21 protein-coding genes are annotated in these 25,036 nt (G+C 47.7%); 16 read left to right on the plus strand and 5 right to left on the minus strand.

The genetic code is table 11. The features are described 5' to 3' along the window. Positions 1 to 917: 917 nt before the first annotated feature. Positions 918 to 2,318 carry a Si-specific NAD(P)(+) transhydrogenase gene (gene sthA, locus ACWQXP_RS10900; RefSeq protein ID WP_454062847.1) on the minus strand — a complete coding sequence of 467 codons (1,401 nt, stop codon included), beginning with the start codon at positions 2,316 to 2,318 and terminating at the stop codon, positions 918 to 920. A 363-nt stretch (positions 2,319 to 2,681) separates the two neighbouring features. On the opposite strand from sthA, the gene ACWQXP_RS10905 reads away from it, so the two are divergent. Beyond that, a complete protein-coding gene (locus tag ACWQXP_RS10905; protein ID WP_454062848.1) occupies positions 2,682 to 3,116 on the plus strand; it encodes a CBS domain-containing protein in 435 nt (144 codons plus the stop codon). Positions 3,117 to 3,548: 432 nt separating this feature from the next. Here the strand turns inward: ACWQXP_RS10905 and ACWQXP_RS10910 are convergent, their stop codons facing one another. Next, entirely contained in the window at positions 3,549 to 3,689 is a 141-nt protein-coding gene (locus ACWQXP_RS10910) for a hypothetical protein (protein WP_454062849.1), read from the minus strand. A gap of 356 nt (positions 3,690 to 4,045) precedes the next feature. Here ACWQXP_RS10910 and ACWQXP_RS10915 point away from each other — a divergent pair, with 356 nt between their 5' ends. From ACWQXP_RS10915 to ACWQXP_RS10935, 5 genes are all read left to right on the plus strand, one after another. Next, complete coding sequence (locus ACWQXP_RS10915; RefSeq protein ID WP_454062850.1) at positions 4,046 to 4,567, plus strand: glutathione peroxidase; 522 nt, start codon at positions 4,046 to 4,048, stop codon at positions 4,565 to 4,567. Between the two features lie 433 nt (positions 4,568 to 5,000). After that, positions 5,001 to 5,516: a pyridoxamine 5'-phosphate oxidase family protein gene (locus ACWQXP_RS10920; protein ID WP_454062851.1), complete on the plus strand. Its 516-nt coding sequence runs from the start codon at positions 5,001 to 5,003 to the stop codon at positions 5,514 to 5,516. Then, on the plus strand, positions 5,489 to 7,819 hold the full coding sequence (locus ACWQXP_RS10925; protein WP_454062852.1) for a PEP/pyruvate-binding domain-containing protein: 2,331 nt from the start codon (positions 5,489 to 5,491) through the stop codon (positions 7,817 to 7,819). The genes ACWQXP_RS10920 and ACWQXP_RS10925 overlap by 28 nt, the downstream gene beginning before the upstream one ends. A gap of 133 nt (positions 7,820 to 7,952) precedes the next feature. After that, positions 7,953 to 8,837: a phosphate-starvation-inducible PsiE family protein gene (locus tag ACWQXP_RS10930; RefSeq protein ID WP_454062853.1), complete on the plus strand. Its 885-nt coding sequence runs from the start codon at positions 7,953 to 7,955 to the stop codon at positions 8,835 to 8,837. Between the two features lie 182 nt (positions 8,838 to 9,019). Further along, positions 9,020 to 9,406, plus strand: coding sequence for a BLUF domain-containing protein (locus ACWQXP_RS10935; protein WP_454062854.1), 387 nt, complete (start codon positions 9,020 to 9,022; stop codon positions 9,404 to 9,406). A 241-nt stretch (positions 9,407 to 9,647) separates the two neighbouring features. Here the strand turns inward: ACWQXP_RS10935 and ACWQXP_RS10940 are convergent, their stop codons facing one another. Both ACWQXP_RS10940 and ACWQXP_RS10945 read right to left on the minus strand, forming a co-directional pair. Further along, positions 9,648 to 10,142 (minus strand): c-type cytochrome, encoded by a 495-nt coding sequence (locus ACWQXP_RS10940; RefSeq protein WP_454062855.1) that lies wholly within the window; start codon positions 10,140 to 10,142, stop codon positions 9,648 to 9,650. A 490-nt stretch (positions 10,143 to 10,632) separates the two neighbouring features. Then, positions 10,633 to 11,679 (minus strand): IS5 family transposase, encoded by a 1,047-nt coding sequence (locus ACWQXP_RS10945; protein WP_454062856.1) that lies wholly within the window; start codon positions 11,677 to 11,679, stop codon positions 10,633 to 10,635. A gap of 961 nt (positions 11,680 to 12,640) precedes the next feature. On the opposite strand from ACWQXP_RS10945, the gene ACWQXP_RS10950 reads away from it, so the two are divergent. The 5 genes from ACWQXP_RS10950 to ACWQXP_RS10970 all read left to right on the plus strand — a co-directional run bounded on the left by ACWQXP_RS10950 (position 12,641) and on the right by ACWQXP_RS10970 (position 19,581). Then, entirely contained in the window at positions 12,641 to 13,906 is a 1,266-nt protein-coding gene (locus ACWQXP_RS10950; protein WP_454062857.1) for a multiheme c-type cytochrome, read from the plus strand. Between the two features lie 101 nt (positions 13,907 to 14,007). Continuing rightward, positions 14,008 to 15,174, plus strand: a complete 1,167-nt coding sequence (locus tag ACWQXP_RS10955; RefSeq protein WP_454062858.1) for a multiheme c-type cytochrome — start codon at positions 14,008 to 14,010, stop codon at positions 15,172 to 15,174. A gap of 257 nt (positions 15,175 to 15,431) precedes the next feature. After that, positions 15,432 to 15,809 carry a c-type cytochrome gene (locus ACWQXP_RS10960; protein WP_454062859.1) on the plus strand — a complete coding sequence of 126 codons (378 nt, stop codon included), beginning with the start codon at positions 15,432 to 15,434 and terminating at the stop codon, positions 15,807 to 15,809. A 54-nt stretch (positions 15,810 to 15,863) separates the two neighbouring features. Next, a complete protein-coding gene (locus ACWQXP_RS10965; RefSeq protein ID WP_454062860.1) occupies positions 15,864 to 16,625 on the plus strand; it encodes a rhodanese-like domain-containing protein in 762 nt (253 codons plus the stop codon). 1,519 nt (positions 16,626 to 18,144) lie between these two features. After that, positions 18,145 to 19,581, plus strand: coding sequence for a cryptochrome/photolyase family protein (locus ACWQXP_RS10970; protein ID WP_454062861.1), 1,437 nt, complete (start codon positions 18,145 to 18,147; stop codon positions 19,579 to 19,581). Between the two features lie 98 nt (positions 19,582 to 19,679). Here the strand turns inward: ACWQXP_RS10970 and ACWQXP_RS10975 are convergent, their stop codons facing one another. Then, positions 19,680 to 20,924 (minus strand): IS256 family transposase, encoded by a 1,245-nt coding sequence (locus tag ACWQXP_RS10975; RefSeq protein ID WP_454062862.1) that lies wholly within the window; start codon positions 20,922 to 20,924, stop codon positions 19,680 to 19,682. Positions 20,925 to 21,343: 419 nt separating this feature from the next. Between ACWQXP_RS10975 and ACWQXP_RS10980 the strand changes: the two genes are divergently transcribed. From ACWQXP_RS10980 to ACWQXP_RS11000, 5 genes are read left to right on the plus strand one after another with little or no spacing between them, the layout of a single operon-like run. After that, positions 21,344 to 22,414: an SAM-dependent methyltransferase gene (locus ACWQXP_RS10980; protein WP_454062863.1), complete on the plus strand. Its 1,071-nt coding sequence runs from the start codon at positions 21,344 to 21,346 to the stop codon at positions 22,412 to 22,414. Beyond that, positions 22,411 to 22,950 (plus strand): DUF2878 domain-containing protein, encoded by a 540-nt coding sequence (locus ACWQXP_RS10985; protein ID WP_454062864.1) that lies wholly within the window; start codon positions 22,411 to 22,413, stop codon positions 22,948 to 22,950. Before ACWQXP_RS10980 ends, ACWQXP_RS10985 begins: the two co-directional genes overlap by 4 nt. Next, on the plus strand, positions 22,947 to 23,747 hold the full coding sequence (locus ACWQXP_RS10990; RefSeq protein ID WP_454062865.1) for a DUF1295 domain-containing protein: 801 nt from the start codon (positions 22,947 to 22,949) through the stop codon (positions 23,745 to 23,747). Before ACWQXP_RS10985 ends, ACWQXP_RS10990 begins: the two co-directional genes overlap by 4 nt. Next, complete coding sequence (locus ACWQXP_RS10995) at positions 23,744 to 24,400, plus strand: DUF6134 family protein (RefSeq protein WP_454062866.1); 657 nt, start codon at positions 23,744 to 23,746, stop codon at positions 24,398 to 24,400. The genes ACWQXP_RS10990 and ACWQXP_RS10995 overlap by 4 nt, the downstream gene beginning before the upstream one ends. Positions 24,401 to 24,409: 9 nt before the next feature. Further along, complete coding sequence (locus tag ACWQXP_RS11000) at positions 24,410 to 24,952, plus strand: lipocalin family protein (protein WP_454063028.1); 543 nt, start codon at positions 24,410 to 24,412, stop codon at positions 24,950 to 24,952. Positions 24,953 to 25,036 lie beyond the last annotated feature (84 nt).

The raw sequence follows: 25,036 nt of genomic DNA on the forward strand, positions 1-25,036 counted from the left end.
CTTTTTGAAAGGTAATAGAATTCCTTTCGATTTCCTTATCCATTCCACCTTCACTATGGCTAACGCAGTCTATTCCGGCCAAAACCCTTACATCTTCGCCATTACAGCAACACACCCAACTATAACGAGCTACAACACCGAGAAAAGACAAATTTCGACACATAACGTTTAACAATCTCACGCCGTCGTGCAGAGCCGTCAGTAAACGCACGGGACACAAAACAAGAAAAATCTTTCAGACAAGGCCTCGGCTTGAGAGTCATGTGCTGACATCATTCCGGAAAACTTACACACACAATACATGACAGTGTGATCTCGACATATCAGCTTCCTGCTCCAGGAACACTAAAATGTGAGGCAAGGGATTTTCTTTACCTTTGTGACATGGAGTCTTGGTTTTTCCTATCACAGACTTAATTAGACTTCACTCAACCAGTATTTTATGAACACGAATAATAGGTATCACCCGTCACCTACACCAAGTACAACAGCAAATCACTGAGAACCTTTTGCGTACTAAGGGTTTAGAGCGGCATGACTCACCTGAACCATTTACTTCGAATGAGGCTTTCGATCAGAAGATAGGTAAACCGTCAATCAGGTGAGCAAACCAAGAGGACCCTGTTCAGGGTTTGGATGAGAAAGTTGTGGGTCAGGTACTCGTTCGGACGTTCGATGCGACTCAATATATTGAAAATTAGCGTTGGAAGACTCGCAGAACATTGGAGTAAAAACGAAACCACTCCAGGGAGACACGGCTCTAAGAAAAATCAAAAGAACGGAGGAGCCTTCGGCATAGTTAGCTGAAAAGAAGCATCAAACCTTCCTGAAGGTGTCAAAGTCTAATTTTTCTTTTAGAAAAACTCAAAGCACAGTAGATTTTCCTAACTCCACACCCTCAATTACCCACTGTAAATTTATTGAGTCAGCTTGTTATAGGCATCATATGCCGCCACTTTATAACATTCAGCTAGAGTGGGATAATTGAATACAGTATTCAGAAAGTAGGATAGTCCCCCGCCTGTCCCCATCACCGCCTGGCCAATATGGATCAACTCGGTCGCGCCCGTTCCAATTGCATGGACGCCAAGGAGCTTTTGATCGTAACGATGAAATAGCAGTTTTAATAATCCGCTGTCGTCACCTAAAATAGCGCCTCGCGCGATTTCTCTATATCGAGCCATTCCAACTTCATATGGGACCTTTAAATTCGTCAACTCCCGTTCTGTTTCGCCAACCATAGAAATTTCGGGAATGGCATAAATGCCTATGGGAAGATGCGAGAGCTTTGATTCAGTATCAACACCAAATGCATGACAGGCAGCTAAACGACCTTGTTCAGCTGATGTCGCTGCCAGGCCAGGATGTCCAATGACATCCCCCGCGGCAAAGATATGCGGAACCTTGGTGCGAAACTGCTTGTTAACTCTCAGACGCCCTCGAATATCGGCGGCCAACCCTGCTGCTTCCAAGTTGAGAGATTCTGTGGCACCCAAACGCCCTACAGAAAATAACGCGACATCTGAGACATGCCGCTTGCCTGATTCTAAATGAATCACGACCTTGCGTGGAGTTCCTGAAGATACCTCAAAATGCTCCACCGCTTCGCCGAGACGAAAGACCACATTTTTGTTCCGCATTTGATGGATAAGTTCATCGATAATTTCATAATCAAGAAATTCCAAAGGTCTTTCACGTTTGTCTATGACTGTCACTTCCGTGCCTAATGCCGAGAACATCGAAGCGTATTCAATACCAATAACTCCAGATCCAATCACAGCCATCGTTCGAGGTATCTGTTTGATTTGGAGGATACCATCACTATCAACAAGCCATTCACCGTCCGGATTCTTTCCTGGGGGAGGAGCTGGAATTGTGCCGACCGCTATCAAAATATGATCGGCTTCAATGAGGCACTCTTGATTTAAGTCATTAACAATAGTGCTGTGATCACTGATAAACCGTGCCGATCCGTGTACGACCGAAATGCCATTACGCCGAAGTTGTGACTCAACAACCTCTGATTCTTTCTGAACAATCAAACCTACTCGTGCCATCAATTGCTCCATGGTTGGAACAGATTCCTCAAGAAATCCCTGGCGTGCCACCCTCAGGTCCATGGAAGGCATCAAAGAAAGAATCGCCTCACGAAATGTTTTACTTGGAATAGTCCCTGTATCCACACAGACTCCTCCGACGATTCGCCTTTTTTCAATCACGGCAACCTTTCGCCCCAATTTGGCCGCTTGCACTGCTGCACGTTGACCGGCTGGACCACTCCCAATGCATAAGAGATCGAACTTGCGTGAAGCGGTCATAGGTCAAGCCCTTCCTTACGAACGTCATCAGTGATTTGTGACATACGAGAATTTTTGCTATGAGTTCTCACCATAGGCATATCCGCTCTTTTCATTTTGAATATTGGACAACTAGTTCCGTAAATACCAGTGATGGTCTGAGTACTAGAAATCGGAAATACATCACACACACTTTGTAACAAAACGATGTATTACTCGAGCTCGACATTCGTCATTCCTCACATAGCCCCACCCTGAGGGGAGTAGAGGAATACGATGGTGACGCAGTATAATGACCAAATGCAATAGACCATGAAATTAGGGTCAAGGACCGTATACTGCTGGAGAAGACGTTTAGTAACTTATGACATGATCGGAGGCATTATGGCAATCGACAAAGAAGCTCGGGCCGCGCTTCGAGCAAGCAAATTTGGGCAACTGACTGTCGGCTCATTAATGGAAACAACAGTTCGATCCGAAGAGGAAGATGCGAGTGCCGAGCTGGTGGCGTCTTTTCTTATGGAAGGATTTGGATCGGTACCCATCATTGATCCGACCAACCGCCTGGTTGGTCTGGTTTCCGAATTTGACCTTTTGAATGCTATTCGACAAGGGAAACGACTTGCGGATATCACGGCTGGAGAGATTATGACGGACAATCCGATCTCTGTCACACAAGGTACCGACGTGCTTACAGTAATCGATGTTCTACACAACAATCATCTTATTCGAGTCCCAGTAGTCGATGCTTCAGGTAAACTTGTTGGAATATTGGCACGACGCGATGTCCTGCGCGGATACCTTCAGTCTAGCCCCTAAATTGACTCTCTGTTGAATGGAATACTTGAAGAGAAAACATGGACATCCAGGTCGATTAGGCTCTCTCAAGAATTGTGAACCGGAGCGGTAACAGTGTTAACTGGCCGTGCATTGCTCAAAGGAAGAGCAACGTTGTCTTCTCTGAATGCTGGAACATTAGAAACTCTCATTATTGAGATGGCATTGAAACACCTTACAAAATCAAACTGTCTTCACTTGTGTTGGACAGTCCACAAGCGAGGATTCACCAATTTTCTACCATAAGACGATAGACGGTGGAACTATGGCCTTGTTGGCCATGCCACGGTCAGCTTGCTCCCCTAAGAGTGTCCTGCGACACGTCTCTTAATCAGCCCTTGTGACTGTATCAGTAGTATGAACCTTACTCTGATACAGTCTATGCCTGGCGTGAAAAGACCAGGACTATGCGCCTTAGTATAAAGGAAGCACTTGATAATGGACAGCTTCCGGAAACGTTGCCGCAGGCGTTGAGTCCGGCTCTAAACGCTCACTCACATAGGTATTGACGACTACGAGAGCATTACTATCTTTCGACAAATACCGTGCCTTCATGAGCAGAATGGTTGATGAAGTGAATCTAAATTTACACGATACCTTCCTTAGAAATCTCCTTTACCGTAGCCGGGAAAACTTTGTCTATGGTTTACGGAATATAATTTGCCTAGAGGTGGGGGTAGCTGATTTAGTTGCAGAGGAAGCACAATGTCATTGCCCCGCGCGCTGCCATGACCATAACCATTTTTGCGATGTATAGACATTACGAATGCACTAGTTTTTTTAAGACCAAAGCCATTCTTATGACGATGACTCATGTGATTGTATCGATCAGCATTCTCATTATTATGAATGCATGCGATTACACAGACCCCCACACTTTAAATGTGGGTAAGACCGGGATCGATTCAGATATGAGTGCAATAAAGGAAAGCCGAGAAAACACGCAACAGGTTAACACCATATATGGGTTAAGCCTGTTTGACATCGACGAACAGACAGTTTCTTTGAGCACATATCAGGGAAAAGTTCTTCTAGTGGTAAACACGTCTAGTAGGTGCGGGTACACTCCGCAATATGAACAACTGCAAGAACTCTACGAAAAATATCAGTCAAGAGGTTTGGAGGTTCTAGCCTTTCCTTCGAATGACTTTGGCGGACAAGAATTGAAAACGAATGAAGAAGTCGCCACATTCTGCTACACACGTTACTCCGTTGACTTTCCTCTCTTCGCAAAAACTAAAGTCCGTGGCAAAAATAAACACCCGCTGTACCAATTTTTAACAGAAAAGACCTCTTTTCCAGGAGAGGTGAGGTGGAACTTCGAAAAGTTTCTCGTAAATCGTAATGGTACAGTTATTGGGCGGTATTATTCCAACGTCCTACCACTCTCTGATGAGATTATTTCGGACGTGGAACGTGCGACCTCTCTCTAGTTGAATGACCGCACACCTCATTGATATCCCCCTTTTTTCATCTCTCAAAATTACTAGACTCTTGAAAAGGTATTTTTTTCAATAAGACTTTTCTGACGATCGATCCGAAACAGTTGCCATAGTGCCTACTGCTCGCGAGTATTTTGGAAACACGTCAATGCACGATTCCCCAATATGAAAGTTCGGCCCATCATAAAGGATTTGCGGTATCACAAGCAGAAGGGTTACATGACTCTCAATCCTGGAATCGATGATTGAACTATCAAAAATGCAACAACTTTCCAATCTTGGTAGTATAAGTTCTTTCATAGGTCAGATTTTTTATCACCATGGTATGAGCCAAGTGTGACCATAACCTGACGGTAACCTGAGGTGATGGCGAGGGTTTTGTTTTTATTGGTCAAATACTCCATACAAAGGATGTCCCACGGTAATGGAAGAACCAGCGCTCGGTCCCGAATACGAGGGTGAGGAGTCATCGTCCCTAGAAACTGAAGATTCCCTTTCTCTTCGAATTCGACGACTCGTGGACGCGCAACCCTTTGCCGTGTTGTGCACACAGGGGACACAGCATCCTTACGGTTCCCTTGTGGCCTTTTCGACCACAGAAGATTTGACCCGAGCTGTCTTTGCCACCCCCGTCACGACACGAAAATATCAACTTCTGACTCAATGTAACGGGGTCGCACTCCTGATCGATAATAGAGATCAGCATCCCGACAACCTCATGGATGTGGAAGCGGTCACGGTTACAGGTCAGGCGAAACGAGTTGAAGGTCAACTAGACGTCGAATATTGGTCTCGATTGTTGACTGCTCGTCATGGCTATCTTGCCGGATTTGTCCAATCACCGACCGTTGCCCTCTTCTGTATCGAAATCGTGAGGTATTTCCACGTAGTACGTTTTCAGGAGGTCCAACAGTGGATTCCCCAAAGCATACCTGGATAATTTCTCTCAACGATCCTTCTGGCGTTGACAGCAACTTGGTTGGAGGAAAGGCGGCTTCTCTTGCCGAGTTGATCTCGGCAGATGTTCGTGTTCCATCGGGGTTCTGCCTTACAGTTTCTGCGTATCATCATTTTGTCGCTCAATCCCACCTCGCCAGCGTGATACAAATGGAATTGGGACGAAAACCGCTGGACAAGATGCGTTGGGAAGAAATTTGGGATTCGGCCTTACGAATCCGATCTTCGTTTCTCAGAGCTTCTATACCGCCAGAGCTTGAGAAAGCTGTCTTTGAAGCTTTAGGTCAGCTTAATCCGCAGTGCTCACTGGCGATTAGATCCTCGGCTCTTGGCGAGGACTCTGCTCAACGTTCTTTTGCCGGGCTTCATGAATCAATTATCAATGTGAAAGGTGAAAAATCCGTTCTTCAAGCTGTCCAGACAGTTTGGGCATCACTCTGGTCCGATGCGGCCTTACTGTATCGAAAAGAATTGGCTCTCGACCCACACAACAGCTGCATGGCCGTAATCGTTCAGGAAATGGTTCCCGCCAATACTTCCGGCGTGGCCTTCGGGCGAGACCCGAGAAACCAAGCTGTGGACAGAGAGATCGTAGAGGCGGTGCCGGGTCCCTGTTCAAATTTGGTTGATGGGCTTTTAGAGCCTGACCGATGGATAGTACGAAGCAGCTCTGGGGAGGTGATCGAGTGGCATGCGGGTGAACGAGACGCCGTACAGACCGACTTGCCCTTATTGAATGAAGCGGATCTAGGAGAACTTCACGCAAAACTGACACAAGTGGAGAAATTGTTTGGGTGGCCGCCTGACATGGAGTGGGCCAAACAAGGTGGTAGCCTTTCAGTGCTCCAGGCCCGTCCTATTACCTCCGGGCTGTCCGTCAAACAACCGGATGAACGTCAATGGTACTTGACCCTCCGTCCTAAGCTTTCGCAACTTCGCCGGCTGGCGGACAAGGTTTCAAACACATCAATTCCCGAGCTTGAACTCCTTGGGAAGCATTTGGCCGGGCAGGATATTGACAACCTGGATGACCGCGATCTTGCGAACTGCATCGAAGAAAGACTTATGACACTCACGTCCTGGCGGGAAATTTATCATAAGGAATTTATTCCTCTTGCTCACGGGGTCAGGTATTTAGGTGCCTATTACAATGACGCACTCCAACCACAAGATCCGTACGAATTCATGAATCTTCTCGGTGGGCAAGACTTTCTTGCCTTACATCGCAATGCGGCCCTGTTGGACCTTGCACGACAAGTCCAGAACAACCGCGCCCTTCAGCACCTATTATCGAAAGGTGTCATGGTCGTGCCTCACTCGCCTTCTGAAACTTGGACGTATCTGCAGAGGCGGATAGCCAAGATTCGCGGAGGACCCGACTTTTTGAAAGAGTTCGAGGGATTCCTTACGACCTTTATGGACACATCCTACAATGGTAAGCGTCTTCTTGATCAGCCAGACTCTTTGCTCACCCTCATCTGTCAGTTAGGGAATCCATCAATTAAAAAGACCCCGCAAAGTGATCAAAACACCATGGCCAAGGCCAAGGATTTTGAACAACGTTTGATCGACACGGTAGGCCAGTCAAGGGAGCAGGAAGCCCGAGAAGTTATCACGATTGGCCAATTAAGCTGGCGCCTCCGTGACGATGACAACATTCTTTTGGGACGAATCGAAAGCCAATTTCTTCGTGCATTACAGATCGGTGGCAAACGATTACATGAAGTCGGACGGCTCACCGGACATCTTCCCAGCGAGAAATCTACACCTCTTGTTCTACAAGCACTTCGAGATAGCCAGCAGAACTCCATCCACATCGACGAAGATGGTCAGGAACCAAGCCGGAGTCGGACCCCTACGACTATTCATCCCCGTCAACTCATTGGTCAACCTGCGTCTCCAGGACTATCAGAAGGCCCTGCACGTGTGATCAACGACATCCAAGACTTTAGAAATTTCACACAGGGTGACATTCTGGTATGTGAGTCAATCCAACCAACAATGACCCATCTCGTGCCACTCGCCTCAGGAATTGTTGAACGACGAGGAGGCATGCTGATTCATGGAGCGATTATCGCCCGCGAACTTGGCATTTCCTGTGTGAATGGCATTTCAAATGTCACCGAAATCATTTGCGATGAGGATCAATTGACTGTGGATGGGTACCTCGGAATCGTAACGCTTGGAACACCAGAATTTGGGTTAGAGGAACAGATTTTTTCTAAACAACCGCACACGACCCCATGGCCATCCAAATCGAATAACTTTGATGAACGTCAACAGTGACGACTTCGGGTTAGTCAACACTACTTTCCAAATGGCCTTTCCAAAGATCATCAGAAGAAATTTGAGAGGTACACGAATCTTTTTATAGGAGCTCCTGGAATTTTGCAGCGAATATGAAAGGGGAATCCACACCATGATTCAAATCACCTACTTGAGTTCGGCCACACGAGCCATGTCGCAGGAGGACTTAGAAGACATCCTGAACACATCACGAGATAACAACGCACGCTTAGGCATCACCGGCATGTTGCTCTATGGCAATCACACCTTTATTCAAATCTTGGAAGGTGAAGAGGACGTTGTTCAGGAATTAGTCAACACCATCAAACGCGATCCGCGGCATACCAATTTTCACATCGTCAAGAAAAAGACCGTCGAACGGCATGAATATGCCGACTGGAGCATGGGGTTCAAACGTGTCGGCGGTGCCGACTTTAAGGCGGTCAAAGGACTCGAGCCGTTTGAGGAAAAGGACTTTAATACGAAGTTTTTGAGCAGTCATACGAGTTTGGTCGATTCCTTGATGGAGCATTTTCAGAAGGAACGACAGAAAAAAATTGGCCAGGAAGAACTCTCGCTGGATGAAGAAGATCGGCTTATGAACATTCTTCATCGGACGATTCGCGGAGCCGTGAAGGTTGTGGCTGTATTGATGGTTTTTACGATTCTCTGGGGCGTGCTTGATGTCGTGTATATCCTCTATCAAAACCTACTGGCCCCCACTTTTACGACGTTTAGCATTCGAGATATTGTCACCACCTTTGGTGCGTTTTTGGCAGTCCTCATTGCCATAGAAATTTTCATTAACATTACCCTCTATATTCGAAAAGATATTATTCATGTCAAATTGGTGGTGGCTACGGCCCTCATGGCGATTGCCCGAAAAGTCATCATCTTTGACTTTTCTAAAATCACTCCACTCTACATCTTCGCCACGGCGACCGTGGTGTTAGCCTTAGGAATAACCTACTGGTTGATAGATAGACCGATGCCCACTGGTGAGCAAGAAAATGAATAAATCCCCATGCACCCACAGGGGTGATGTCGTGAATTTCGAGCTTCGTTTATCTTGCCTAAGGGTGGTTTATCCATGACTCGTGGACAGATGGGAAGCATGCGAATCCGCGAAGACTCGCACACATTTTGGAAAAGATCTTTCTGCGAAAACCGGTACGGATATAGCAATGACGGTAGGCGACGATGAAAGGTTGCGACGCCCCCGACCCTTTTGAGACCGTACGAGCCATGTCACAGGAGGACTTAGAAGACACCCTGAACACATTACGAACTAACAAAGCACGGTTAGGCATCACCGGCATGTTGCTATATGGCAATCACACCTTTACTCAAATCTTGGAAGGTGAAGAGGCTGTTGTTCAGGAATTAGTCAACACCGTCAAACGCGATCCGCGGCATACCCATTTCACATCGTCAAGAACACACCCATTGAACGCCATGGATATGCCGCCGGAGCCTGGGGATGCTACGAGCAAGCCAGAGATGCCAGCACCGACAACACTACATGAGTCGATTTTTATTGGTTGGGGCCCATGGATCCGACCTAGCTGTAAGTCACGAGGGGTGTGAACAAGAAAAACTCGTTTCCGTGACCGTTACGAATCGATTTCAAATGTCTCAAACATAAGAACAGGGCATCGCATCTGCTAGAAATGCGACACCGACCTATCACAGAAGACCCTATACCCAAAGCCCTTGCTCGACGATATGTTGCACGAGTCATTCATAGGTGTGCTTGACCCGAAATAAGTCAGACATGTACGAAGGTTTCGAAACAGATGGATCCTAAGGGACTCATTAAGAAAACTGGTCATCCGGTTTGACGAGAGCCGATTGGCACCCAGCCTTTCTTTTCTGGATCGTACTGGAGCCCGCTTAATCCAAAGGTGCCCGTGAAAGCGATGATCTTCCAAATTTCATCTTCAGAAAGGTTGCCTTTAAAGCCTCCCATACTGCTGTACGGGACCCCCTCGGCAATTCGCCAGAGCATACGCGAATCCGAATATTGTTTCATAGTGTCCGTGTTTCGGAAGTCTAAGGCTCCACGTTTCACGGGTCTCCCTGTCTTTCCGTGGCATCTTGCACAGTTAACACCAGGCTTCTCGATTCCGCTGTACAGCTGACGACCCTCTTCGATGATGGCGTCATTGCCCCACCAGCCTTCGGGCATGTGTTGACCTACATATTGTGGAGGTATGTCGCCATCCCCCTGGGGCGGCGCTGGGACGCCACATGCCCCAATCACCATAATTGTCATTGCCAGTCCTGCAACCCACTTCGACTGTACCCACTCTGAATAGTTCATACATGTCTCCATTTTCATCGCTCAAAGTAGTTTTCAGATGGGGGTTGGATCTTCGATCGGTTGAGCCTTGGCCTCAGGAACCTTTCGATAAGGCTGCCACCTTAAATTATCGACTCACTAAAAATTCTATCATTCCATTGTGTGCAAACGACTCTATTTGTCTAAGGATAGAAAGATATTCCATTTTGGGATATGTAGGAGCTTTTAGCCATGGCATATCGTCATGCGAATAGCAGCCGTGAAAGCTTACCCCAACGCCCCAACTGGTCTCAGCGAAACGCAACTACGGGTTACACAGGAAAACTTTCAACCAATTACCAGTTCATAATTGATTGGATCGATGTGTCAAAAGGGCACTTCTAAAAACGTACGAGTTGACTTGGGTGCCCTGCCGTGAACAAGCCAGGCCCCGGATTCGGGATCACAACCAGAAGCAAGAGGGGCTCGCTCCCATCATGTTGCGGCGCCCTGGTCGTCCTTGGTCCCATGATTACGCAGGTTGCCCTCTCACGACAGTCGTCAAGACCAAGAACCGTTGAAAGTTATAGGTGAGATTCTTCAACCCGATTTTCGCACGCGCCCGAACTCGGCCAATGGTCCGAATGAGGTTGCCTCCCATCGCGGTGACCTGATGGCCGAACACATGTTCAACACGGGCCCGGACACGGGCCCGGCGCTGATTGGTGTGCGTTTGCTTCGGCGTCAAGGGCTTGTCTCGATAGCCCTTATACTGAATCCGCGAACGTAGTTTCCGCTTCTTGAGCTGAGTTTCGATCTCTTCTGACCGATAGGCGGCATCGGCCCACACGTCCCGGCCCGCGGCCTTGGGCTGCAAGACCTCCTCAAGGACTTGACTGTCATGCACAGCGGCATCGGTGACCGTATACCGGCGAATGAGTTTGTGCTGTTTATCGACGTTCACATGATTCTTATACCCATAGTGACTGACGCCTCGTTTGACGGTCCAGCGGGCCTCGGTATCCTTCTGCCGCCGTTTCGCCGGCTGAGCCTCCCAGTCCGCTGGGCAGGCGCCGGCCTTAATTGTCGCGTTCTCTTCACGGGTATTCCGTTGTTTGGGCACGGGGATCAGGGAAGCATCAAGCAGTTGGCCGCCGCGAGCTTGCAACCCTTGGCCCGCCAGATAGGTATCAAATTGGGCAAAGAGCGTGTCCACGACCCCAGCTTGGGCCAACGTCTCGCGGAATAACCAGATCGTCTTCGCATCGGGAATCCGTTGATGCAGGTCAAGGCCCAAGAAGCGCATGAAGGAGAGTCGGTCACGAAGCTGATATTCCGTTTGGTCATCAGACAAGTTATAGAGAGCTTGCAGCACCAGGACTTTGAACATGAGCACGGCATCAAACGGGGGCCGGCCTCCCTTCGAGCGTTTGGCGCGACGCAAGCTTTTCTCCAGCGTCTTGCGAAACCGAGCCCAGGGAATGTGCTGGGCGAGTTGCTCCAAGGGATCGCCTTTCTGAGTCAGGGCGTCGTAGCGGTGCGTGAGATCAAAGAATCCAAGTTGGCCCGGTGTGTCCATGAGCAGTCCTCCTTGGAAGAACCTTATGCCAGAACCCAACAGAATTGTCAGTAGTTTTTAGAGATGCCCAAAAGAAAAAAATTGCTTAATTAGGTGATTCAAGAACTATGGAAGCTGACGGGTGAAAGCGACTGAAGATCAAACATTCTAGCTGGAGGAGAAGAACAGGTATTCATTATTCACTAGCAATTCTAGCTAGCTAGGTCACTTGACACACATACTGAATTCTAAAGACAAGCAAGACCATATGAACTCAGAGAAGATCGCTTCAATCTCCTAACCAATAGATTTCGTTATACGATTTTATTCGTGGATCAGATAAGCATTCCAACACACACCCCTCAAAATTGAGACTCTCCCGTTGTCTAAGGTTTAGACTCGTTCTCTGTTTAAACTCCTTAACACCCTGTACCATGAAATATGGAGCAAGAGAAACCCAGTTTTACCATTTGCCGGATTTCTAATGACGCATCCACAAAGAATTAAATGGGGAAAGAGAAAAAGTCCACAAGAAGTTTAACCGATCAAACAGGAGATTATCATGTATATCTTTTATCCGATGGCGCTGTTAGCAGGTTTTCTGACGTGGATTCTCATTAGTTACATGGACAACAACGATGAGGTACAACCTTCAAGAACGTCGAAACACCAATAGACGAATCTGAGTGGGGAGCATTGCCATCTGGTTGGTAAATGCTCCCTTACATTTCCATTCCTTTCTCGGCCCTCTTCTTTAACTTCCTGTCTAAGCTTTACACACTTAATTTATTTCCATCTCACTAGCGCGCGTTAAGATGAATAAGGCGTAATGACGAAGACAGTTTTATTTTCACTGATTGATCCACTTAAATCTTTCGAGAGCCAAAACTTGAGATCTTTTACCACAACATTCAAGATCACAAAAGTCGACCTGTTCTTAGCAATCGTGAGCGTTCTCGCTTTAACGTTCGGGAACTCATGGATGGACAGAAGCTGGGCAGATGATCAGACTCTATCGGATGACAATCAAGATTGGTTGCGGGAAATTGAAAGAATTTTTATACCTTCGAAGCAATGCAAGCAATGCCATGATCGCCACTTTGAGGAATGGAAAGGTATGCGCGAGCGCACGGAGGACCTCAAATCCTTCGGACGAGTCGATGGCGCTCTTCTCCATGGAAATGCACTGAAATCCCCAGTTTTTAAAACAGTCCTTGGATTGTGGCTCTCGACCAACCCTACCAACGAACAAAAAACACAATGTTTGGCCTGCCATGTACCTGCAGTCACTGTATTCCCAGAGCATACAGACCGCATTATCGAACAAGTCATCTCGGGATCATCGCACGTGAAGGTGGAAGGCATCGGGTGTACTTCATGTCATCTTATCAGTGCAATAGAGGATACGAAAGACTCCTATCCTGCCTTTAATCTGAGCGCAGGCCGAACAATGTTCGGACCTTACCCAGAGGCCGAAGAAAATCTGGTTCACCCCTCAAAGCAAGCAGATATTTACGAAGGAGCTCATTATTGTACAACGTGTCATTTCGATAAAGTGAAGGATGTGGCTCAAGCCCATCTGGGTGATGGGACCCTGAGTGGTCTGGTGTGTCAGGATTGTCACATGGAACAATCAACTGGTAGTTCCACCAACGAGCGAGGCAGGCTATCACGTCCCATAGGCCGTCATTGGTTCCTAGGTGTAGTCACACCGGATATCATGCTGAGTAATCGAAACATTCAGGCTGAATGGTCCTCACGAGTGGACATAGAAGCGCAGAAGATTGCGAACTCGGTAACAGGAACCGTTCACATTTTAAATGGTAACTTGACCCATATGTTTCCTGGTGGCGATCCCACCCTCAAGCAATTCTTCGTCAAACTCACTCTGAAGGATGAAACCGGGAAGGTCATTGGTCATGATCTCAAAAAATATGGTCGCTCATATGCAGAGCTGATGACAGGACAAACTCCGCAGCCACTTATTAGCGGCGGTACAACGAGACACATTCCTTTTAGCATTCCAGTGAAAGAGGGCCACTCTCCATCATTCATAGAGGCCAGTATTAGCTATGCATTGATTCCGGAGCCTGGGGCGACACTGAAGAACCGTTTTCTCGCTTCATTATCTGAAGAGAAGGACCGCAAAAAAGCGGAAGAAATCATTACAGGGTATACATCCCGTCGTTTGTTGACCTTTCGAACCAAGGCATTAGAAACGTCCGATCAACAATCAAAAGAATCATGAGACAACGTCTTTCCAATCTCCCTCAAAACAAAACGCTAGTTTTAAGCGCATCGTTATTATCCGCAGCTCTAACAATGGGTCTCATTCTTGTTGAGGAAGGAATGAATTCCTTCGAGGCTCTGGCGGCAACCAAAACGACTACACCACCCAAGCCATTGCACAAGGCCTTTCCGCATTCAAGTAAATGTAAGCGCTGTCATTTGCGAGTCTATGAAGAATGGGAAGTGTCAGCACAGTCCCGGTCAATTCAATCTGCAGCATTCAGAGTAACCCTAGACCGTTTTATCAAAGCAGCGCCGCAAAATCAGCAGACTATGTGTTTTCAATGCCATGCTCCTCACATTTTGGAATACGGCCACATGGCCAATCATTTCATTGATGAGGTCAAATCAAGAGATCCCCAAATAGACGGAGTTGGCTGCACACAATGCCATCTTATCAGTGGGGTCGACTCGAGGATGACACCACCACATCCCCAATTTAGTTTGGGCAAAACTGTTTTCGGCGGGTACAAGAACGCGGGGGAAAATCTCGCACATCAATCACAAGATCTCAAGTTGTATAAAAGTTCCCAATACTGCGTGACATGTCATGACTCTCTACCCAATGCCAGGAATTCAAATCAATTTTCGGATTGGTTAGGGAATTGGAAAAAGACAAAGGCCGAAAAAGGTGAGAAAAAATCCTGTCAGAGTTGTCATATGCCTCAGGCATTCGGTCAATCGGCCAACGGAGAGCGGGCCAGAAATATCGCTAACCATAGTTTTCCTGGGAGATTTGGAAAAGTCCGAGCCAAAGCGGTTGAATTGGAATTCACAACGAAAGTAGACGGTGAAAAGTCTACGGTGGAGGTTACTATTCAAAGTCTCGTTCCGCACAATCTACCATTGCCACACCCTGCTTGGTCACGATTAGTCCTTGACCTGACGATACTGGGGAAGAATCTGAAGAAGTTCTATGGAGAACAACGTTTTTACGAACGAGTATACGCCGATAAGAATGGTTCCGAAACCGTGCTTGATTTTGAAGCCGTCAAAATCTTGAAGGATACGTTGCTGGCACCAGAGGAAAAGCGAATAGAGACGTTCACATTCGACACTCCCTCCGATGCACCCTCCATGGATGTGACTGTCTCTTTAGGGTATGCACCCGTTCATGGGCCGGATGACTTGTTAAAGGCGATAGAAGATGAAGCCACTCTCGGCAAAAAAGACCAAGCATTTCGAAAGGTGCAAATTATAAAGAAAAAACAAAATGTCACGCTCTAGTATGAGCTAATTTATTGGAGTGCTAAATAATGGACTATGGTGTGTCGCGCTACACATCAAACTTCATATGATGATTACCTCAACCACATGCATAGCCTGAAAAAGAGGTTAACTGGAGTACTGGGGAAACCTATCACTATATCGCCTACCTGATACTTTTCAGTACCGCGATTTTGATAATTGTCACGGCATGCAATCAGCCAGGCACATCTCATCGACCGACCCTTGATGTTCCTATAGAGTATGTGGACATGCATATGCCACAGGGCTGGTGGAACGATCCCAAGATTTTGTCAGAGGGTAGACTTCTCTACCAAGGAGTCACAAAGCCCTTCGTAAAATATGACAAATGTCATGGAAGGGATGGGAAGCCCGTTAAGAGAGGGGCGCCAAATTTCACTGATGCCAAAAGGGTAGCACGATTTTCGGACTCTTATTGGTTCTGGCGCATCTATGAAGGCGTTCGTGGAACGTCGATGAAACCCTACGCGAAAAAGCTCTCAGAACAAGAGATCTGGAAGATCATAGCGTACCAGCATAACTTTGGGTTACGGGGTCAAGTTTATGACCTAATAAGCGACAGATGGAAAGACCCGACAATCGCAAAGGAGGGCGAGACGTCCCCGACATCATAAAATGATATGACACTTCAAAAATGACTGGAACAAAAAGCCACAACCATTGTCGTTATGGCCGAATTGAACAAAAAGGACGAATTCGTGCAGCAATGTTTGGACTTGAAACACCTGCCGAAAGTTCCGCCTTATTGGCCTCGTATGCGAAAAATGAATACCGAAGGGCCTACGGTGCTCGGTATGATGCCTGAACCCGAAGCGCTCTCGCCGGATGAGTTTGAAGGAAAACAACAGGAAGGCGCTCTCGTCCTTGATTGTCGGCAGCCCGAAGCGTTTGGCGTTCATATACCAGGTGCTCTCAATGTGGGCATGGGTTCCTCGTTTCCCACGTGGGCTGGGACGGTTCTGCCCCCTGATACCCCCCTAGTGTTGGTGTTAGACAATCCGAACGATCTATGGAAGGTAACTTGGGAATTGCTGCGTGTTGGATATGACCCGCCGACAGGGTGGCTGGCGGGAGGAATGTTTGCGTGGAGAACGGCCGCGAAGCCGCTGACGATTTTGCCACAATACACCGTGTGGGACCTGAACGACCAAATACACAAGGACCCAACGTTGCAAGTTTTGGATGTTCGGCAGCCGGGAGAGTGGGATGCCGGACATATCGGGAAAGCAGCCTTTATCTCGGGCAGCGAACTCCCACATCGTTTTGAAGAAATTGATCGAAAACGTCCGGTCGCTGTCGTGTGTGGAAGTGGTTATCGTTCGTCGGTATCAGCCAGCCTTTTGCAACACCACGGTCATCAGCAAGTGTTCAACGTCATAGGTGGCATGAGTGCATGGAAAACAGCAGACCTCCCTCTCGAGAAAGGCTAAATCATTTTCGGTAAATTTTCTGCTCGGGGTCTACGTTCGGCAGAGAACAGAAATTTCGCAAAACTATTGCAACTAAAACTCTGCCAACATAGAGCCAGCCGACGGAGAAGAACAAGTGGATATTGGGGTCTCATTCGATACATCTGAGTCTGTAGAAGGGACTCCTAACATTTGAACAGTGGATTAAGCTGGTGGAACACCAAATGTAATCCTTTAATGAAGGAGTGGCACGTGCTCTGTCTCAAAAACGAAAACGACACCATGCGGACTTTGAGGCGGAGATCGGGATGGAAACGATCAAGTACGTTTAACCCTAGTAGCAATAGGCCAAAGAGTCCCAATTATCCGACCCAGAGGACTATCTGGGAGAGTCCGGTGAGCAGCCAAGTGGCCCAGCTCTTTAATCGGAGTCCTGAGAAATCCAGTAACGACGTAGAAAGAGCCTGGCGACAGGCGTATAAAAAATTGGCCGATCAGATATCAAACTGGGTTGACTAAACAAAAAAGGACCCTGGCTACTGAAGAGAAACGCCAGCGACAAGTTAGAAACAAAGATATGACAGAAAGAATCTAGACCAATGTCATCTTATTTTCATGAATGAATTGTCTTCACCATGGGATCCACCAAATTTTTTTGAATTGCTCGCAAGTGCGTTCTATTTCTAGGGTACTAGAAATCCCATTGCTAAAGAGAACGGGACAGATGATCGGCCTCAGATAGCGATCAGACTTAAATTCGAACTATCCAAAAAATATTTGTATTGTCGAAACAGTGTTAGCCGCTACCATGAATAAATACATCGTCCCTTACACTAGAGACAAAGTATGCAGAAATATGCCTATTGCTGTAGACTATACGAAGTGACTCTCGAATCTGACCGTCATACCTAAACTCAACAATTCAAGTAAGGAGGTCACGATGGATGCGTTGGTCATTTTAGGCTTTCTGGCATTGCTGTCGGGAATTATCGGTATCGTGGTAATGCTCAGGGGGAAACGACCTACCAAACGTCCTACCAACGACCAATCTTAGGGAAAGTGACGTATGAGTAAGGGCACCGGTTATAAAAAAGACGTGAGTGACTCACTGACAATAATCACATGATCGTCGGCTCAGAAAACACTTCATTTTCGGATATTGCAGTGAGAACACTGTTTTTCGTTTTTACATCCTGTGCGACGGTCGTGTTTCCACCTAGCAAATTCTTGTCATTTTAAACTAAGTCAACAATCTAACAAGCACTACAGGTGTCATGCTCGCTGGAGAATCTGTCTTGGGGAATGTAGTTAGAGAAATCAGTTCATCGACCTAAAGTCCAACTCTTGAGGGAGTGACATCAAGCTCAGAATATAGCGCTCACTGAGGGATCTTGCGTTTCCCTTCAGTATTCAACGCGTAATGCTCAAGATCAAAGTTATTTCAGTGATGGTCTTTGCGACCGATTGCGTTAAGAAAAAGATAACGGACATTATGGAAGCAGACGCCATCTTGCTAGAAACTCTACGGAAGGCCTGATGCATGACGAGGGAAAACGCACCCATACTACTCTGGTTTCGCCAAGATCTACGGCTGAAAGACAACCCAGCTCTTCTGGCTGCCCATCAAACTGGATGTCCTATCGTTCCAGTATTTATTTTGGATGATGAAAATAGCAAAGAGTGGAAGATGGGTGCTGCCAGTCGATGGTGGCTGCATGAAAGTCTCAAGGCACTCAGTAAAACTGTGCAGAATACTCTCTGTCTCAGAAAAGGCCCAGCCCAAAAGGTTATTAACGAGATAATTCACGAGCTGGGAGCAACGGCACTATACTGGAATCGATGTTACGAACCCTGGCGAATCAAACGAGATCAGGACATTCAAGAGACCCTGAGTCACCAAGGCATTGAGGTTCACACGTTCAATGGTTCTCTACTCTTTGAGCCGCATACGACGAGAAAAGAAAACGGCACGCCGTATCGGGTCTTTACCCCCTTCTATAAAAATGGCTGCCTTGGTCAAGACGATGAACCCCGACGTCTAGAAAAGGCTCCGAACAACTTGTTTTTTGTCTCACACAAAGGTGTCACACTCAAGGATTTGGAACTACTGCCGACCATTCCTTGGCACAAGAAACTCAAAGAATATTGGGAGCCGGGAGAAGCTGGCGCACAAGCGCGGCTGAAAGAATTCCTTAAAAAAGGTCTCAAGGATTACCAAGAAGGTCGAAATCATCCGGCAAGAAACAATGTTTCACGGTTATCACCACATCTGCACTTTGGGGAAATCTCACCCAATGAAGTGTGGTATGCCGCAAAAACTAAAATGACTGCAACAGGATGGCGAAAGGATGGAGAAACCTTTTTGAGTGAGTTGGGTTGGCGAGAGTTCTCCAATAATCTACTCTTTCATTTTCCCGACCTGCCTAGAAACAACCTTCAACAAAAATTTACTGCCTTCCCCTGGCGCAAATCCCCGAAGGATTTAACCAGTTGGCAACAGGGTCAAACAGGCTATCCCATCGTGGATGCCGGCATGCGTGAGTTGTGGGAAACCGGCTACATGCATAATCGAGTGAGGATGATCGTCGGATCGTTTTTGGTCAAGAACTTGATGTTACATTGGCACCATGGAGAAGACTGGTTCTGGGATACGCTGGTTGATGCGGACTTAGCCAATAACAGTGCCAGTTGGCAATGGGTTGCTGGCTGCGGAGCTGACGCCGCACCCTACTTCCGTATATTTAACCCCGTGACGCAGGGACAAAAGTTCGATGAGGAAGGCAAGTACGTTTTACGGTTTGTACCTGAACTCGCACACATGCCGCTGAAATACCTTCATCGTCCTTGGGAAGCTCCAGAAAAAGTTTTGAAGGAGGCTGGAGTTGAACTCGGCGTAGATTATCCTCTACCGATCGTCGATCTCAAAAATTCCCGAACTCGAGCTCTTTCAACGTTTTCAAGACTGACCAAAGGTTAGAATGAGTATTCCGACACAAGGGTCGACTAGACTGAGAAATACAAGCCTAGTTGAGAGTCACAACGAGTTATTGTCAAATCTAGTGCACGAAACGTTGCTCACGCGGCGACTGAGTTTGGGCTTGTGTCTTCCATGCCATCAGTAAATTGAATACCTGCGATGACTTTGGGTAACTCTCTAAATCCTCGCAACCGTCGCCAAGTTTTCTCTGCACACTGCCCCAACTTAAACATCATGTGCAGCATCCCATCACGGGTCAGGCATCCCTTGGTGCGGGCCGTCCGATGGCGAATCGTTCCAAACGTCGATTCGATGGGATTCGTGGTGCGCAGACTCGGCCAATGAGCCGCTGGAAACGTATAGAACATCAAGAGCTCTTCTCGATCCTTCTGCAAACACGCCGTGGCCTTGGGATATTTGAGCCCATACGTGTCGAGAAACACGTCAACGGCTTTCTCCGCCAGCCCTTTGCTCTCCGCCCGCCAGATCTCTTGTAAGGCGTGTTTGGCTTTTGGGTGCACGCTTTTCGGGAGTGCATTCAAGACATTCTGCGTCTTATGACACCAACAACGTTGGTGGCGTGTGCCGGGAAAGACTTCTTCCAACGCCGCCCAAAATCCAAGGGCCCCATCACCAATGGCTAACGCGGGGTTGGTGAGCCCTCGTGCTTTCAGATTCAACAGCACTTCGCGCCAACTCTGGGTCGACTCACGCATCCCGTCTTCCATGGCCAACAGATGCTTCTCCCCATGGACATTCATGCCGATCATGACCAAGGCACACAAGCGTTGCGTCTCCGCTCGCAAGCCGCTATAAATCCCATCCACCCAGATATAGACCCATTGGTCAACATCGAGTCGCTGGTGCCGCCAACAGTCATATTCTTCCCGCCAGATCTGCTTGAGCCGCGCCACCGTACTGGCCGACAACCCTTCGGCCTCAGGGCCGACGAGGGCTTCCAGGGCGGGCTGCATCTCTCCCGTGGAAATGCCTTTCAAGTACAACCACGGGATTGCGGCTTCCAGGCTAGCCGTCTTACGCACATACGGAGGAACCAGCGCCGAATGAAATGTAACCGGGGACCCCAGGCGACTTCGCACTTTGGGGACCTGCACCGTCACGGGCCCAATGGCCGTTTGAATGTCGCGCGCTGGATGATGGCCACTGAGGACGACCCTGGCATTTCCCTGCTCATCTCGTTGGTTCGCATAGGTGGCCAAGAGGTCGGCGACCTCCGCTTTCAGTGCCTGGGCAATCAGCTGTTGGGCGCCCGTCCGAATTAAGTCCGTCAGCGAATCTTTCGTGTCTCGATCTTTTTGCTCCGTCTTGGTACGCTCTTGCATCGTGGCGTCTCCTTCTTTTGAGGTTGTGTGTGGATGTCTCGCAACACCCATTGCAACCCGAGACGCCGCGTCTTTTCAACTCACTCCATGCACTACTTTCAAATATAACTCTCTTATTATTACCATCATGCCTTGTCTTCTCTTGAGCCCGCGCATTCCCCAATTGCGCTACCCGTGAACAATCTCAGGACATTCTCCATTTTCTGAATTTTCTTCATACATATTTTCTTCATCGTTTTCTCTAACTCCTCACGAACATAAGATTTCGTAAACGTTAAGCCCACGTCTAATGTTTGTATAACTTTTTTTGCGTCTTAAAACTTTATGGGGCTACATTGGAAAGAGACTAAAAAGTGTTTAGTTACTCATGAATCCGCAAGATACTGAGATCGTGCACTAACACCTACAAATTTTGCTCTATGGCACTCATTACCCAATTAGCGCTTTCCTTAACCAATCGTGGCGTCATTCCAGATCCACTAATACGTTTAGGCATTAGACACCTGGTACGCCAACGGTTGGAGGAAATCTCCAATGGAAATGATCAGTCTCTGGTCTCTCGTAAGAAAGCCTTCATTGAAGCAATGGCTCGCTCATCGGTTGCACTCGATCCAGAAAAAGCCAATTTCCAACATTACGAAGTCCCCACCGAATTTTTTCAAAAAGTCTTAGGGCCGCACTTGAAATATAGCAGTGCCTATTGGCCACTGGGAGTCGAGTCATTAGAAGAAGCCGAGGAAATCAGCCTACTTGAGACAAGTGTGCACGCTGATCTTCGCGACGGCCAATCGATTCTGGAGTTAGGATGTGGGTGGGGGTCACTCACACTCTGGATGGCCGCGCACTTTCCTCACAGCTGTATCACGGCAGTTTCAAACTCTCTCACACAAAAAACCTACATTGAATCAGAAGCTTGTGAGCGAGGGCTGAGCAATGTTCGCGTCCTCACCTGCGACATGAATAAATTTGATATCGAATCCGGACAATTTGATCGCGTGGTCTCAGTCGAAATGTTTGAACATATGAGGAACTGGCAGTATCTATTTGGCCGAGTGCATCAGTGGCTCAAGAGGAATGGACGGTTTTTCATGCATATCTTTGCGCATCGAACCGTGCCGTATGTCTTCGAAGTGCGAGATGCCAGTGACTGGATGAGTGAGCATTTCTTCAGCGGAGGCATGATGCCGAGCGATGACCTGCCAGTGGCTTTTCATCATCCCCTCAGACTAGTTCGTCGTTGGAGGTGGAACGGAACTCATTATGAGAAAACCGCCAATGCCTGGCTTGCCAGAATGGATGCACAGCATGAGACCTTAATGCCTCTCTTTATCGATACGTACGGCGAAAAGCATGCACAAACCTGGTGGATGCGCTGGCGAGTATTCTTTATGGCCTGTGCCGAACTCTTCGGCTACCGACAAGGTCGGGAATGGTGCGTTAGCCATTATCTTTTCGAGAATTCAGATGCAAATACGTTGGGGCGTTCATGAGCAAGACCATCATAAATCTTCTTCTTTTTCAGGTTGGATGGTTTGCCTGCGTGTTAAGCGGGGCAACTCAATGCCCATGGATCGGGGCGCTTGTCGCTATCTGCATTGTGGTCTTTCACTTGTTCCGTGCGCACACTCGAGAGGCGGAATTGAAACTGGTGTTGATTGCCGTCGTCATCGGGGCCGTGTGGGATAGCCTGCTTGTGTGGCTGAACTGGCTGCAATACTCCTCTGGCATTCTAATCCCGCACACGGCCCCCTATTGGATCGTTCTGATGTGGGCGTTGTTCGCCACCATATTGAATGTCTCGCTTCGTTGGCTGCGCGGGCGCTGGCTGATTGCCGCTCTAGCCGGTGCGATCGGAGGTCCATTGGCCTACTACGGCGGCTTCCGGCTCGGCGCTCTCGAATTTGGAGACCAGAGCGCTGCGTTGATTGCCTTGGCCGTCGGTTGGGCCGTTATCACACCAATTTTGATAATTGTGTCCGAGAAATTTGATGGATATGCCTCGGTCTTGACAGGGAGAGTCACATGAGTTTCTCCATCTATCTTTCAGGTCTTTATGCGATTCTGGCCCTTGCCACAATCACATGGGTTGCCAGCATGTTTAAGAGAGATGTGAGTATCGTGGACAGCATGTGGTCCATGATGATTTTCACATCTGCATATATCTATTCGAGCAACGCAGAGCCTTACTGGTCACGCTCCTCTCTAATATTGACTCTCATTCTTCTTTGGGCATTGCGGTTGACTCTGTATGTCACCTGGCGAAATTGGGGTGAGCCCGAAGACTCTCGATATCAAGCCATTCGTCAAAAGTATGAGCCAAACTTTGCCTATAAAAGCTTGGGGATCATCTTTCTATTTCAAGCGTTCCTGGCCTGGATTATCTCCATGCCTTTATGGGTTGCTTTGACCGTTCCATTTGAAAGTAGCATCTACGACACAGTGGGCCTCACCTTCTGGACCATTGGAATGGTGTTTGAAACAGTGAGCGATTGGCAGCTGGCTCGTTTCAAGGCGGATCCCGGTAACCACGGCAAGGTCATGAATCGCGGATTATGGCGATATACACGCCACCCCAACTACTTTGGGGAATGTCTGATCTGGTGGGGATTTTTCCTGTTCGTGATCCCAACCGGTGCATGGTGGACCATAACATCCCCCCTGCTATTGACCTTTTTGTTGCTGAAATTCTCCGGAGTGACGATGCTCGAAAAAGATATTGTCGATCGTCGCCCGGCATATCGTGACTACATCGCAAGCACGAACGCGTTCATTCCTGGACTTCCAAAGAATCGGGAAGATTCGACACAGGCGGACCAAGTATGACGATATTTTCTCCAATCTTGAGCTTGGTTGTCGCTGTGGGGCTTTGCACGCTGTTCAGCCCCTTGGTCAATGCACAGTCCAACACAGAAAAGACCTACAGCTTCAAGGTTTTTCTGGAGGATGAAGAAATTGGACAGCAAAATTTTGTGGTCTCTTCGAATGAACCGGACACCAAGATCGAGATTGATGCTCGTTTTGAAGTGAAATACTTGTTCATCACGGCCTATAGCTATCGCCATATCAACACCGAAGTGTGGAATGGCAAATGCTTGCAGATGATTCGCTCTCAAACCAATGACAATGGTAAGTCGCTATTTGTTCAAGGGACGTTCACTGATAATCAGATGAAACTCTTGACGCATGACGGGATCCGTACTGTGAGTGGATGCACTAAAACCTTCGCATATTGGGATCGAGATTTTTTATTGAGCCAATCACTACTGAATTCTCAAACTGGAGAATTGAATCAAATCAGAGTGAAAGAGTTAGGTGAGGAAGTGATCTCCGTTAGGTCTCAGCCTACACCCGCCACTCATTACGAAGTTGAGGCAGACAAGTTTTCTATCGATATTTGGTACGCATCAAACGGCGAATGGGTTTCTTTGCAGTCCACGACAGAAAATGATTCAAAGCTTATCTATGTCCTTCAGTAAGGAGGCCTAATCGTGAAGCTTATAACTATTAGTGTTCTGGGGCTGCTCGTCAGTCTGTGGGGCTGTAGCAGTCCGTCTCCTATTCGGACAGCCAGTCAGGTAGACCTGAATCGATTCATGGGAGATTGGTATGTGATCGCGAATATTCCAACCTTCATTGAAACAGAGGCCTTTAACGCGGTGGAATCTTATCGGCTTAATGATAATGGGACCATCGCCACGACGTTTACCTTTCGTGAGGGCAGCTTTGAAGGCGAGGAGAAATCGTATCATCCCACGGGTTTCATAGTCGACCAGGAATCCAATGCGATCTGGGGCATGCAGTTCCTCTGGCCTTTTAAAGCAGACTATCGGATCGTGTTTGTCAATGATGACTATACCCAGACCATCATTGGTCGTCTTGAACGCGATTATGTCTGGATCATGGCCCGAACTCCGAGCATTGCCGAGGATGACTATCGACGCTTACTCAATATTATTTCAGGACAAGGCTACGACATTTCTCAAATTCGAAAAGTTCCACAACAGTGGAAAGAGGTACCACGTGGATAATGGGAGAGAAGACAACTACATGTCACGGAAACGAAACATCGTGGTTCTCCACTTGCACCCCTTTCGTCCTTGGGTCAGAAAGCG

The organism is Candidatus Nitrospira salsa, from assembly GCF_965152625.1.